The organism is Mycolicibacterium monacense, from assembly GCF_010731575.1.
Taxonomy (GTDB): domain Bacteria; phylum Actinomycetota; class Actinomycetes; order Mycobacteriales; family Mycobacteriaceae; genus Mycobacterium; species Mycobacterium monacense.
Window position 1 is genome coordinate 5949607 of the sequence record NZ_AP022617.1, and the last position, 13062, is coordinate 5962668.

Here is a 13062-nt window from a genome sequence, read left to right on the forward strand (position 1 = left end):
CTGTGAACACTTGCGGTCCCACCGAGACCCCTGACGACATCGACATCGACGCGCTGCGGGAGAAGTACGCGCAGGAACGCGCGAAGCGGCTGCGGCCCGAAGGCGCCGACCAGTACCTGGAGCTCGAAGGCGAATTCGCCGAGTTCTACGAGGTCGACCCGTACACCACCGTGACCCCGCGGGACCCGATCGTCGAGGACGCCGACGTCGTGATCCTCGGCGGCGGCTTCGCGGGGCTGCTCGCAGGTGCGTACCTGAAGAAGGCGGGCGTGACGGGCATCCGGGTCGTCGAGATGGCCGGCGACTTCGGCGGTGTCTGGTACTGGAACCGGTTCCCGGGCATCCAGTGCGACAACGACGCCTACTGCTACATCCCGCTGCTCGAAGAGCTCGACTTCATGCCGAGCAAGAAATTCGCCGACGGCGCGGAGATCTTCCAACACTGCCGCAACATCGGGAAGCACTTCGGCCTGTACGACGGCGCGCTGTTCTCGACCCAGGTGCGCGAACTGCGCTGGGACGACGCATCGCAGCGCTGGCAGATCAGTACCGACCGCGGTGACGACATCCGCGCCCGCTTCGTCGTGATGGCGCAGGGCTCGTACAACCGTCCGAAGCTGCCCGGGATTCCCGGCATCAAGGACTTCACGGGTCATGTGTTCCATTCGGCGCGCTGGGATTACGACTACACCGGTGGCGACGCCGACGGTGGGCTGCACAAGCTCGCCGACAAACGTGTCGCGCTCGTCGGCACCGGCGCGACCGGTATCCAGCTGGTGCCACATCTGGGCCGGGACGCCCAGCAGCTCTACGTGTTTCAGCGCACTCCGTCGTCGGTGGACCAGCGGGTCAACACCCCGACCGATCCGAACTGGGCCGCGTCACTGCAGCCGGGTTGGCAGGAAGAGCGCAAGCGCAATTTCCACAACTGGTCACCGTTCGTCGGCGTCGTCTTCGGTGAGCCGGACCTGGTGTGCGACTTCTGGACCGAACTCGGCCGCAACCTCACCGCGCGCATCGCGGCCAGCCCCGACCCCGCCGCGGTGACGATCGAGCAGATCATGGCGTTCCGGGAAGAGGAAGACTACAAGATCATGGAGCGGCTGCGCCGGCGCGTCGCCGAGATCGTCGAGGATCCCGACACCGCCGAAGCGCTCAAGCCGTACTACCGCTTCATGTGCAAGCGGCCGACGTCCAGTGAACATTATCTGGCCAGCTTCAACCGCCCCAACGTGACGCTGGTCGACGTCTCGGAATCCAAAGGCGTGGAACGGTTGACCGAGAAGGGGATCGTCGCCAACGGCGTCGAGTACGAGGTGGACTGCGTGATCTTCGCCAGCGGCTTCGAGATCTCCACCGAGATCCACCGCCGGTACGCCATCGACAGCATCGTCGGGCGCGACGGACTCTCGCTGTTCGACTACTGGCGTGACGACTACAAGACGCTGCACGGGATGACCAGTCGTGGGTTCCCGAACCAGTTCTTCATGGGATTCATCCAGGGCGGCGTGTCGGCCAACACCACGGCGATGTTCGAACAACAGGCCAAGCACATCGCCTACATCGTGGCCGAGGCGCAGAACCGGGGCGCCGCCGTGGTCGAGCCCACCCAGGAAGCCCAGGACAACTGGGTCCACACCGTCCGTGAGCTCGCGATCGACAACTCTGCGTTCGAATTATCCTGTACGCCAGGTTATTACAACAACGAAGGGCGCGGCGGCGCGGAACGTAACGGTGCATTCCTCGGCGACTTCTACTCGCCCGGCTTCTACGCGTTCGACGAGCTGATTGCGGCGTGGCGGGACAGCGGCGACCTCGAGGGCCTGGAACTTTCGTGACCGACTTGAGGTACGACGGCCGCGTCGCCGTCGTCACCGGCGGTGGCCGCGGACTCGGCCGGGCGTACGCGCTGCTGCTCGCCTCCCGCGGGGCGAAGGTCGTCGTCAACGATCTGGGCGGCGACCTCACCGGGGACGGTGTCGATGCGGGACCGGCCCACGAGGTCGTCCGCGAGATCGTCGCCGCCGGAGGCGAGGCGGTCGCCAGCACCGACTCCGTCGCGACGCCCGAGGGCGGCAGGGCGATCGTCGACACGGCGATGGACACCTACGGCCGGCTGGACATCCTGATCCACAACGCGGGCAACGTCCGGCGCGCATCGCTGAGTGAGATCAGCGACGAGGACTTCGATGCGGTGGTCGACGTCCATCTGCGCGGCGCGTTCCACGTTGTGCGGCCGGCCTTTCCGGTGATGTGTGACGCCGGCTACGGCCGGATTGTGCTGACGTCGTCCATCGGTGGTCTCTACGGCAATCACGACGTGGTGAACTACGCGGTCGCCAAGGCGGGGGTGATCGGCTTGTCCAACGTCGCCGCCATCGAAGGGGCCGAGTACGGGGTGCGTAGCAACGTCATCGTGCCGGCGGCCGTCACCCGGATGGCCGAGGGTATCGACACGTCGGCCTATCCGCCGATGGATCCGGAACTGGTGGCGCCGACCGTCGGCTGGTTGTCACACGAAACCTGTTCGGTGACAGGCGAGATGTTCATCGCGCTGGCCGGCAGGGTGGCCACCGCCGTCCTCGTCGAGACGCCGGGTGTGTACCGGTCGTCGTGGACGGTCGAGGACGTCGCCGCCGACCTCGACGCCATCCGCGACCGTTCACACCCCGTGGTGTTCCCGGTGGTGCCCGACGGCCACAACGCCCACATCCGCTACAGCTTCGCGATGGCCGCCCAGAAGGCGGGGACCTGATGAGCGGCCCGCTGGAGGGGGTGCGCGTGGTCGACCTCACCGCGATGGTGATGGGTCCGTACTGCACCCAGATCATGGCGGACATGGGCGCCGACGTGGTGAAGGTCGAACCGCCGGAGGGGGACAACACCCGCTTCATCTCCGTCGGCCCCGCCCCCGGGATGAGCGGGGTGTTCGTCAACGTCAACCGCGGTAAGCGCGGCATCGTGCTGAACCTGCGCACCGAGGAGGGCAAGGCGGCGTTGCGAGCGCTGATCGCCGAGGCCGACGTGTTCATCCACTCGATGCGCGCCAAGGCCATCGCCAAGCTCGGATTCGGCTACGACGACGTCGCCGCGCTGAAGCCCGACATCGTCTACACCAACTGCTACGGCTACGGGCGGCGCGGCCCGGACCGGGACCTGCCCGCCTACGACGACACCATCCAGGCCGAATGCGGTATCCCCGCCGTACAGGAACAACTCACCGGCGAGGCCAACTACGTCGGCACCATCATGGCCGACAAGGTCGCGGGTCTGACCGCGCTGTACGCCACCATGATGGCGCTGTTCCACCGGGAGCGCACGGGCGAGGGGCAGGAGGTCGAGGTCGCCATGTTCGAGACGATGGCCGCCTTCATGCTCGTCGAACACGCCAACGGCGCCATGTTCGACCCCCCGCTCGGCCCCGCGGTGTATCCGCGCACCGTCGCACCCAACCGCAGGCCGTACGAGACGAAAGACGGTTACATCGCCGCGCTGATCTACAACGACAAACACTGGAACGCCTTCGTCGAGGCGGTGAAACCGGTGTGGGACAACCACTTGTACGGCACCCTCGAACGGCGGGCGAAGCAGATCGACACCGTCTACGGCCTGGTGGCCGAGACACTCAAGGAGCGCACCACCGACGAGTGGCTGGCGTTGTTCCGCGAGTTGGAGATCCCCGCCGCCCCGATCCGGACGCCCGGGGCGCTGTTCGACCACCCGCACCTCAACGCCGTCGGACTGTTCGAGACCGTCGAGACGCCGAACGGGCCGGTGCGCTTCCCCGGTGTGCCGACGTGGTTCTCGCGCACGCCGGGCCACGTGCGGGGGCCCGCGCCGGAGTTGGGCGCCGACACCGCCGCGGTCCTCGACGAGCTGGGCCTGAGCCGCGCCGAGCCTCCGGTTGTTGACGGGAATCCCGCGGATCTCGTCGACAACCGTAGTGTCGGCGCCGCGGAGCTGGGATGAGCATGGACTTCGACATGGGGCCGCGCGCCGCCGAATTGCGCAGCCGCCTGAGGGAGCTCGTCAGCGAGCACGTTCCCGAGCACTTCCTGGGCGCGTTCACCGACGACCCGGCCGATCTGGAGACCGCACAACGGTTCTGCCGCCTGCTCGCCGAACAGGATCTGCTGTGCCTGGCGTGGCCGCAGGAGTTCGGCGGCGGGGGAGCGTCGGTGTGGGAGCAGACCGTCGTACGCGAGGAGATGTGGGCCCACCACGAACCGCGCGGCGCCCAGTACATGGGTGTCAACTGGGTCGGGCCGATCATCATGCGGCACGGCACCGAGGAGCAGCAGCGCAGACATCTGCCGCCGATCGCGCGCGGTGAGGTGATCTGGTGTCAGGGTTTCTCCGAACCCGAGGCCGGGTCCGATCTCGCGTCGCTGCGCACCACCGCGCGTCGTGACGGGGACGGGTGGCTGATCAGCGGGCAGAAGATCTGGACGTCCTACGCGACGATGGCGCAGTGGTGCTTCCTGCTGGCACGGACCTCCAGGGGTGAGCGCAAACAGCAGGGCCTGACGATCTTCCTGGTGCCGATGGACGATCCGGCGATCCAGGTCCGGCCGATCCGCGCCATGCTCGGCCCGCACCACCTCAACGAGGTGTTCTTCGACGATCTGCGGGTGACCGAGGCCGACGTGCTGGGCACCGTGGACGCGGGCTGGTCGATCGTGCAGGACGTGATGGCGTTCGAACGGGTCGGCATCGCCCGCTACGCCCGGTGTGAGCGGCTGCTCGCTGCTGCGCCAACGGTTCTCGGCGATCGCTGGGGCGACCTGTCCGAGGAGCTGCGCGGCCGCTGGGTGCGCATGCTCACCCACTGCCGCCGCGCGCGGCTGATGGCCTACCGGGTGGTGTCGCTGCAGAGCAGCGGACGCATCCAGCCCGGGGACGCCGCCGCCTACCGCATCGCCGTGACCAAACTCGATCAGGACAGCGCGGAGGTGCTGATGGACATCTCGGCCGAGGTGTCCCGCGACGATCCGCGGGCGGCCTGGTTCCTCGGCGAGGTCGAGGACCACTGGCGGTACTCGCAGGCAGCGACCGTGTCCTCGGGCAGCATCGAGATGCAGCGCATCCTGCTGTCTCGTGCCCTGCTGGCGGCGGCGAAATGATCCTCGACCTCGGCGACGACGCCACCGAATACGGCCGCCAGGCGCTGCGGGCGTTCGAGACCGCGGGCGGTGACCTGCTGGTGCAGCAGGCGGAAGCCAAACCGGCCGAACGGGAATCGCTGGCCGGTCCGACACTGTCCGAACTGGGTGCGTGGGAACTCGACGTCCGCGCCGACCCCGACGAACTGGAAGCGGCTGCCGCGCTGTGCCGCAGCGCCGGTTACTGGGCCCTGCCCTACCCGGTGGCCGAACGGCTGGCCCGGCCCGCGGACCTCGACGCTGACGGTCTGCTGGTGGTCGCGGACAACCGTCCGGCCGGAACCCTCGCCGGACTGGACTACCGTTGGGCGGCAGTCACTCTCGACGGCGCCCGTCACAGGGTGACCGGTCAGGGCGCCGCGGGGGATGCGTTCGTCGCCGAACTCGAACTGTCCGCCGTCGACGAGGCCGGCGCAGCCGACCTCGCGCTCGGGCTCACCCTGCCCTGCTGGACGCTGCTCGGGATGCTCGACCGGGCCATCGAACTGACCACGGCGCACGTCACCCTGCGCAAGCAGTTCGGGGCGCCGCTGTCGAGTTTCCAGGGCGTGCAGTTCCAGTTGACCGACGCCGAGGTCGAACGCAGCGGCGTCGACATCCTGGCCAAATACGCGCTGTGGAGCATCGCGACCGGACGGCCCGAGGCGATCGACGACGCGCTGGCGTTGCGGTTGGCGGCGATCGAGGCCGCCGAAGTCGTGTTCCGGGTGTGTCATCAACTGCACGGCGCCGTCGGCTTCTGCGACGAGACCACGCTGTCGTGGCTGTCGCGCTACAGCCAACCGCTGCGTCGCCTGCCGCTCGGCCTGTCGGCGACGCGGTCGGAGTTGACCCGCCGCGCGGGCCGGCACGGGCTGACGGGTCTGTACGCGTGAAGGTCCTCGTCATCGGCACCGGTTTCGGAAAGCACGCCGCCGCACCGGCGTACGAGAGCGCCGGATTCGACGTGGAGGTCGTCAGTCCCCGCGACGAGTCGGCGGTGGCCCGCGGACTCGGATCCGGCGCCGATCTGGTGTCGGTGCACTCACCGCCGTTCATGCATGTCGACCACGTGTCGGCGGCCCTGGACCGCGGGCTGGCGGTGATGTGCGACAAACCGTTCGGCCGCACCGCCGACGAAGCCACCGCGATGCGGGACAGGGCACACGCCGTCGGCGTCCCGACCTTCCTCAACTTCGAGTTCCGCTGCCGCGAATCGTGGGCGAAGGTCAAGGAACTCGCCGACTCCGGCGCGATCGGCACCCCGAACCACCTGAGCTGGAACTGGTTCGGCAACGGGCTGCGGGGCCGCAGGTACGGATGGATCAACGACGCCGAACTCGGTGGCGGCTGGATCGGCGCCTTCGGATCGCATCTCATCGACTTCACCCGTTGGTTGTTCGGCAGTGAGATCGTCGACTGCGGCGGTGTCACCCGCATCGACGACCCGATGCACGCCGACGCCGACGGGACGCCGCGACAGGCGACCGCCGAGGACGCCTACGCGGCCTGGTTCCGGCTGGCCGACGGCGCGACGGCCGCGCAGGACACCGGGTTCGCCGCGGCGACGTCGACCCTGCCACGCGCGGTGCTGCTGGGCACGGACGGCTCGATCGAACTGACCGCCGACACCACGCTGGTGTTGCGCACCAAGGGTTCCGAACCCGAGACCTTCGAATTCGACCGCCCGGGCCGGCCCGACCCGGCGCTGGTGACCCTCTTCGGACAGGTCGCCGACGCACTGCGGACGGGCAGCCGGACCACCCCCTCGTTCGACGACGGACTCGCCGTCGCGCGCGTGATGGACCGATTGCGCGCCAACGCCGTTCGGATGGGCACCCGATGAAATACGACCTGCCCGACGAACTGACCGTCACCGCCGACGGGGCGGTGCGCACCGTGCTGATCAACCGGCCCGACGACCTGAACTGCGTCAACGAGAACCTGCACTGGGCGCTGGCCAACGTCTGGCGGCAACTGGCCGCCGACCAGGAGGCCCGCGTGGTGATCCTCTCGGGTGCCGGGCGGGCGTTCTGCGCCGGCGGTGACCTCAACTGGATCACATCGTTCCTCGACGACTCCGCCGCCCGCGACGAGAGCATCCGCGAGGGCGCCCAGATCATCGAGGAGATGCTGCGGTTCCCGCTTCCGGTGATCGCCGCCGTCAACGGCCCCGCGGTCGGCCTGGGCTGCAGTGTCGCCCTGCTCAGCGACATCATGCTGATCGCCGAGGACGCCTACCTGTCCGATCCGCACGTCGCCGTCGGTCTCGTGGCCGGCGACGGCGGGGCGGCGTTCTGGCCCATGCTCACCCCGATCATGCGGTCACGCGAATACCTGTTCACCGGCGACCGGATCCCCGCCGCGACGGCCGTCGAACTCGGCTTCGCGAGCCGCCGGGTTCCGGCGGCCGATCTGATGAGCGAGGCCGCCACACTCGCCGGACGGCTCGCGGCCCAACCCGTCGAGGCCCTGCAGGGCACCAAACGGGTGGTGAACATGTACCTGTCGCAGGCCATGGCCGGACCGCTGCAGGCCGGGTTCGCCGCCGAGGTCGCCACCATGCGCTCCGAGGACCACCGGCGCAGGCTGCTCGCGTTCCGGGAGGGTGCGACGTGAGCATCGACGACTTCCGCGCCACCGTGCGGGCGTGGTGTGCCGAACACGTGCCGTCGGACTGGCGCGAGAAGCAGACCGGCGTGGGCGAGGAGGAGTTCGTCCGCTTCCAGGAGGCCTGGTTCGCCGAACTGCACAGCGCCGGCTACGCGGTCCCGCACTGGCCCGCCGAATGGGGTGGCGGGCTGTCGGTGGCCGAGCAGATCGTGCTGTACCAGGAGTTGGCCGCCCACGACGCGCCGCGCCTGGTGCTGGCGTTCGTCGGTATCCACCACGCCGCGTCGACGCTGCTGGTGGCCGGCACCGACGAGCAGCGGCGCAGGCACCTGCCTGCGATCCTCGACGGCGAGATCTGGGTGCAGGGTTTCTCCGAACCCGAAGCCGGATCCGATCTGGCGAGCCTGCGCACCACCGCGCACCGCACCGGCGACACGTTCGTCGTCAACGGCCAAAAGCTCTGGGCCAGTGGCGGTATGCACGCCGACTGGTGTCTGCTGCTGGCCCGCACCGACCCGGATGCGCCGAAGCGTAAGGGCATCTCGTACTTCCTGCTCGACATGACGACCCCAGGCGTCGACGTGCGGCCGATCCGCAACGCCGTCGGCGACTCCCACTTCTGCGAGATCTTCCTCAACGACGTCGAGATCCCGGCCGCCAATCTGGTGGGCGCCGAGAACGCGGGCTGGCAGGTCGCGCAGGCGACCCTCGGCGCCGAGCGGGGGATGACCATGCTCGAACTGGCCGAGCGCCTGGCCAACGCCGGCTTCCGCCGACTCGTGCGGACCAGCCCGGTCGACGATCCCGTGGTGGCGGATCGGTTGGCGCAGTTCGAATGCGAGATCACCGCGCTGCGCGGGCTCTGCCGAAAGGTGGTGGAGGGCCACGACTCCGGTGCGATCGGACCGGCCGACGCGTCGATCGTGAAGCTCTATTACAGCGAACTGCTGCAGCGGCTCACCGACTTCGGCGCCGAGATCGGCGGTCCGGCCGGCCATACCGAGATCGCCAAACCGATGTCGAGCGGGTGGGAGTCCGGGTCGTGGGTGCTCGACTTCATCGGCTCCTGGGAGTGGACGATCCCCGGCGGTTCGAGCGAGATCCAGCGCACCATCATCGGTGAGCGCGGCCTCGGCCTGCCCCGAGAACCGAGCGCAGTCTGATGGGCTTCGAGGAGTTCCATGACGAGTTGCGGTCCGTCGCGGCCGACGTGCTGGACAAAGGGCGCGAGGTGGACTGGCCCGTACTCGTCGACGCAGGGTGGGTGGGCCTCGAGGTGCCCGAGCACCTCGGTGGCGCCGGCGCCACCTTCGCCGAGACCGCGGTGATCTGCCGGGAAATGGGCCGCGCCGCCACCGCCGGAAGCTTCCTCGGCAGTGCTGTCCTCGCGGTCGGCACGCTGAATGCGTTGCAGCCGAGCGACATCCGGGACCAACTGCTGGCCGGCATCGCATCCGGCGACGTCCGGGTCGCCGTCGCACTCGAATCGCTGGACTTCGTCCCCGACGCCGACGGCGCCGACCGGCTTCTGGTGGTGACCAACGGCGCGGTCGCGGTGGCCGAACTCGATGTGACGCCAGTGCCCGTCGTCGACGAGACACGCCGACTGGGCAAGGTCTCGTCGCGCACGTTGGAGCCACCGACGATGCTGCGCTTCGAGGGGGACGCCGACAACGCGGTGCGCCGGCTGCACGACCGGGCCGCCGTCGCCGTCGCCTGCGACAGTCTCGGACTCGCCGAGGCGATGCTGTCCGCAACCGTCGAATACGCCAAGGTGCGCTCACAATTCGGCAGGCCCATCGGATCTTTCCAGGCGGTCAAACACGCCTGCGCCGACATGCTCGTGCAGATCGAGGTGTCCCGCCAACTCGTCGAGGCGGCCGTCGACGCCGTCGTCGCCGGCGACGCGACCGCGGCCGCGGCCATGGCGAAGTCCCATGTCTGCAGTGCGGCGGTCGACGTCGCGGGCAAGGCCATGCAATTGCACGGAGGTATCGGATACACCTGGGAGAGCGGCGTCCACGTCTATCTCAAACGTGCCGCGCTCAACCGCTCGCTGTTCGGATCCCCTGCGGCACACCGCAGACAACTCGCTCAACGCTATCGGAATCAAGGAGAGTAATTCCATGGGTGTCCCCGTCTACAAACGCATTCTCGACCTGTTCGAGGCTGAGGGTGTGAACACGTTGTTCGGCATCCCGGATCCGAACTTCGTGCACATGTTCACCGAGGCCGAGGCGCGTGGATGGTCGGTGGTGGCACCGCATCACGAGCTGAGCGCCGGGTTCATGGCCGAGGCGGCGTCCCGGATGACCGGTAAGCCGGGATTGTGCATCGGCACGCTCGGGCCGGGCGTGGCCAACATCGCGGGCGCGATGATGTGCGCGCTGGTGGAGAACTCACCGGTGATCTTCCTCGGCGGGCAGCGCGCCCGCATCACCGAACGGCGGGCGCGCCGCGGCCGCATCCAATTCGTCCAGCAGGAAGGCCTTTTCACGCCTTCGGTCAAGTTCAGCAGCTCGATCGAATACGCCGACCAGACCGACGAGATCATCCGGGAGGCGATCCGCCGCTCGATGTCGGGCACACCGGGACCGAGCTACATCGAGTACCCGTCGCACGTCATCCTCGAAGAGCTCGACGTGCCCGAGCCGTTGCCGCCCAACCGTTATCGTCTGGTCAACCAGGGTGCCGGTGAGCGCGAGATCGCCGAGGCCGCCACCCTGATCCGCGAGGCGAAGAGCCCGATCCTGTTGGTGGGCCACGGCGTTCACACCTCCCGCACCCAGGAACAGGTCAGGGAGCTGGCCGAGCTGATGGCGTGCCCGGTGATCCAGACCTCGGGTGGGACCTCGTTCATCCCGGGCCTGGAGGACCGGACCTTCCCGTACCTGTTCTCCCCGGCCGCCAACGAGGCCGTCGAGCAGTCCGACCTGTGCGTGGCGCTGGGCACCGAACTCGGTGAGCCGATGCACTACGGCCGCACGCAGCACTGGGCCGGCAACGACGCCAACCGCAAGTGGGTCTACGTCGAGCAGGATCCGACCGCGATCGGCGTGAACCGGCAGTTCGACGTCCCCCTGGTCGGCGATCTGCGTGGGGTGGTGCCGCAACTGGTCGACGCGCTACGGGACGCCCCGCGCACCCCGTCGGCCACACTGGAGTCCCTGGTCGAAGCCGACGCCGCCGAGATCGCCCGGGTGGCCGAGGAGGCTCCGAGCGGTCGCACCCCGGTCCATCCGGCCCGCTTCGTCGTCGAGGCCACCAAGGCCTTCAACGAGTACGCCGAGGACGGCATCATGGTCCGCGACGGCGGCGCCACCGTGATCTTCCAGTGGACCTACTCGCAGGCCAAACCGCGCGACGTCATCTGGAACCAGAACTTCGGTCACCTCGGCACGGGCCTGCCGTATGCCGTCGGTGCGTCGGTCGCCGAGGGCCGCAAGCGACCGGTCATGCTGCTCACCAGCGACTCGGCGTTCCTGTTCCACATCGCCGAACTGGAGACCGCCGCCCGCGAGGGCCTGCCGCTGGTCTGCGTGGTCGGCGTCGACCACCAGTGGGGTCTCGAAGTGGGCGTCTACAAGCGCACATTCGAGCAGCCGTCGCCGCAGCCCGGTGTGCACTGGAGCAAGGACGTCCGGATGGACAAGATCGCCGAGGGCTTCGGCTGCCACGGCGAGTTCGTCGAGAAGGACGACGAGATCGGCCCGGCGATCCAGCGGGCGTACGCCAGCGGGAAGACCGCCGTCGTGCACGTCTGCATCGATCCGAAGGCCAACTCCGAGGAGATGCCGAAGTACGACCGATTCCGCACCTGGTATGCAGAAGGCACCCAGTAGGCAGGCGATCTAGGGGAGAGTGAACCCATGCGCGAGTATCTGAAGTTCTACATCGACGGCCAATGGGTCGACCCGCTCCGTCCGAACGCCCTCGAGGTCGACAACCCGACCACCGAAGAGGTCTCCGGCAAGATCGCGATGGGTTCCTCGGCCGATGTCGACCTGGCGGTGAGCGCCGCCCGCCGGGCGTTCGCGACCTGGTCGCAGACCACCCGCGAGGAGCGCCTCGACGTACTGCAGGCCATCCTCGCCGAATACCAGAAGCGCACCGATGACCTCGCCGACGCGGTGACCGAGGAGATGGGCGCGCCGCCCTCGCTGTCGGCGGGCCCCCAGGTCAACCTGGGCCTCGGACACCTCATGACGGCGATCGACGTGCTGAAGAACTACGAGTTCGAAGAACAGCACGGGTCGACACTGGTGGTGAAGGAGCCGGTCGGGGTCTGCGGGCTCATCACCCCGTGGAACTGGCCGATCAACCAGATCGCCTGCAAGGTGTTCCCGGCGTTGGCCACGGGCTGCACCATGGTGCTCAAACCGTCTGAGGTCGCACCGTATTCGGCGCAGATCTTCACCGAGATCGTCGACGCCGCGGGCGTTCCCGCCGGGGTCTACAACCTGGTCTTCGGTGACGGGCCGGGCGTCGGTGTCCCGCTGTCGAGCCATCCGGACGTCGACATGGTGTCGTTCACCGGGTCGACGCGCGCCGGCATCGAGGTGGCGCGCAACGCGGCCCCGACCGTCAAACGGGTGACGCAGGAACTCGGTGGCAAGAGCCCCAACATCGTGCTCGACGACGACGACTTCGCCAAGAGCGTGACCGCGGGCGTCTCGGTGATGATGATGAACAGCGGTCAGAGCTGTAACGCCCCGTCGCGCATGCTCGTGCCGAGCTCGCGGATGGACGAGGCCATCGAGATCGCCAGGCAGACCGCCGGTGCGGTCAAGGTGGGCGATCCGGGCGACAAGACCGCGATCGGTCCGGTGGCGTCGAAGGCGCAGTTCGACAAGATCCAGGGTCTGATCCAGAAGGGCATCGACGAGGGTGCCACGGTCGCCGTCGGCGGCACCGGCCGTCCCGACGGCCTCGACAAGGGTTACTACGTCAAGCCGACGGTGTTCGCCAACGTCACCAACGACATGACGATCGCCCGCGAGGAGATCTTCGGCCCGGTGCTGTGCATCCTCGGCTACGACGACCTCGACCAGGCGATCGAGATCGCCAACGACACCGAATACGGCCTGGCCGGGTATGTGTCGGCGGCCGATCTCGACAAGGCCCGCGAGGTCGCCCGCTGGATCCGCGCCGGGTCGGTGGCGATCAACCACGGCTTCGACATGAACGCTCCGTTCGGTGGCTACAAGCGCAGCGGCAACGGCCGCGAATGGGGGCAGTTCGCGTTCGACGAGTTCCTCGAGATCAAGGCCGCGCTCGGCTACGCACCGGAGGCCGCGGCCAAGTAGAG

At 68.4% G+C, this 13062-nt stretch carries 11 protein-coding genes; all 11 read left to right on the plus strand.

The features are described from left to right. Nucleotides 1-2 precede the first annotated feature (2 nt). The 11 genes from G6N49_RS28660 to G6N49_RS28710 are packed head-to-tail and all read left to right on the plus strand — an operon-like array spanning nucleotide 3 to nucleotide 13060. Nucleotides 3-1838, plus strand: a complete 1836-nt coding sequence (locus G6N49_RS28660; protein ID WP_011561782.1) for a flavin-containing monooxygenase — start codon at nucleotides 3-5, stop codon at nucleotides 1836-1838. Beyond that, entirely contained in the window at nucleotides 1835-2755 is a 921-nt protein-coding gene (locus G6N49_RS28665) for an SDR family NAD(P)-dependent oxidoreductase (protein WP_011561781.1), read from the plus strand. The genes G6N49_RS28660 and G6N49_RS28665 overlap by 4 nt, the downstream gene beginning before the upstream one ends. Next, entirely contained in the window at nucleotides 2755-3969 is a 1215-nt protein-coding gene (locus G6N49_RS28670) for a CaiB/BaiF CoA transferase family protein (RefSeq protein WP_011856987.1), read from the plus strand. The genes G6N49_RS28665 and G6N49_RS28670 overlap by 1 nt, the downstream gene beginning before the upstream one ends. 2 nt (nucleotides 3970-3971) lie before the next feature. Continuing rightward, complete coding sequence (locus tag G6N49_RS28675) at nucleotides 3972-5123, plus strand: acyl-CoA dehydrogenase family protein (protein ID WP_179967869.1); 1152 nt, start codon at nucleotides 3972-3974, stop codon at nucleotides 5121-5123. After that, complete coding sequence (locus G6N49_RS28680) at nucleotides 5120-6037, plus strand: acyl-CoA dehydrogenase family protein (RefSeq protein ID WP_011561778.1); 918 nt, start codon at nucleotides 5120-5122, stop codon at nucleotides 6035-6037. The genes G6N49_RS28675 and G6N49_RS28680 overlap by 4 nt, the downstream gene beginning before the upstream one ends. Then, a complete protein-coding gene (locus G6N49_RS28685; protein WP_011856985.1) occupies nucleotides 6034-6987 on the plus strand; it encodes a Gfo/Idh/MocA family protein in 954 nt (317 codons plus the stop codon). Before G6N49_RS28680 ends, G6N49_RS28685 begins: the two co-directional genes overlap by 4 nt. Continuing rightward, the gene (locus G6N49_RS28690) at nucleotides 6984-7760 is read left to right on the plus strand and encodes an enoyl-CoA hydratase/isomerase family protein (RefSeq protein WP_011561776.1); all 777 of its coding nucleotides are present in this window, start codon (nucleotides 6984-6986) and stop codon (nucleotides 7758-7760) included. Before G6N49_RS28685 ends, G6N49_RS28690 begins: the two co-directional genes overlap by 4 nt. Continuing rightward, nucleotides 7757-8917: an acyl-CoA dehydrogenase family protein gene (locus G6N49_RS28695; protein WP_064874307.1), complete on the plus strand. Its 1161-nt coding sequence runs from the start codon at nucleotides 7757-7759 to the stop codon at nucleotides 8915-8917. The genes G6N49_RS28690 and G6N49_RS28695 overlap by 4 nt, the downstream gene beginning before the upstream one ends. Further along, the gene (locus G6N49_RS28700; protein WP_064874304.1) at nucleotides 8917-9876 is read left to right on the plus strand and encodes an acyl-CoA dehydrogenase family protein; all 960 of its coding nucleotides are present in this window, start codon (nucleotides 8917-8919) and stop codon (nucleotides 9874-9876) included. Before G6N49_RS28695 ends, G6N49_RS28700 begins: the two co-directional genes overlap by 1 nt. Nucleotides 9877-9880: 4 nt before the next feature. Further along, the gene (locus G6N49_RS28705) at nucleotides 9881-11596 is read left to right on the plus strand and encodes a thiamine pyrophosphate-binding protein (RefSeq protein ID WP_083045011.1); all 1716 of its coding nucleotides are present in this window, start codon (nucleotides 9881-9883) and stop codon (nucleotides 11594-11596) included. Nucleotides 11597-11623: 27 nt separating this feature from the next. After that, a complete protein-coding gene (locus G6N49_RS28710) occupies nucleotides 11624-13060 on the plus strand; it encodes an aldehyde dehydrogenase family protein (RefSeq protein WP_083045010.1) in 1437 nt (478 codons plus the stop codon). Nucleotides 13061-13062: the final 2 nt, after the last annotated feature.

Excerpts from the sequence above, each read along its gene's own strand:
- G6N49_RS28680 (WP_011561778.1), top strand. The coding sequence starts at position 5,120 with ATGATCCTCGACCTCGGCGACGACGCCACCGAATACGGCCGCCAGGCG.
- G6N49_RS28705 (WP_083045011.1), top strand. The coding sequence starts at position 9,881 with ATGGGTGTCCCCGTCTACAAACGCATTCTCGACCTGTTCGAGGCTGAG.
- G6N49_RS28710 (WP_083045010.1), top strand. The coding sequence starts at position 11,624 with ATGCGCGAGTATCTGAAGTTCTACATCGACGGCCAATGGGTCGACCCG.
- G6N49_RS28675 (WP_179967869.1), top strand. The coding sequence starts at position 3,972 with ATGGACTTCGACATGGGGCCGCGCGCCGCCGAATTGCGCAGCCGCCTG.
- G6N49_RS28670 (WP_011856987.1), top strand. The coding sequence starts at position 2,755 with ATGAGCGGCCCGCTGGAGGGGGTGCGCGTGGTCGACCTCACCGCGATG.
- G6N49_RS28700 (WP_064874304.1), top strand. The coding sequence starts at position 8,917 with ATGGGCTTCGAGGAGTTCCATGACGAGTTGCGGTCCGTCGCGGCCGAC.
- G6N49_RS28690 (WP_011561776.1), top strand. The coding sequence starts at position 6,984 with ATGAAATACGACCTGCCCGACGAACTGACCGTCACCGCCGACGGGGCG.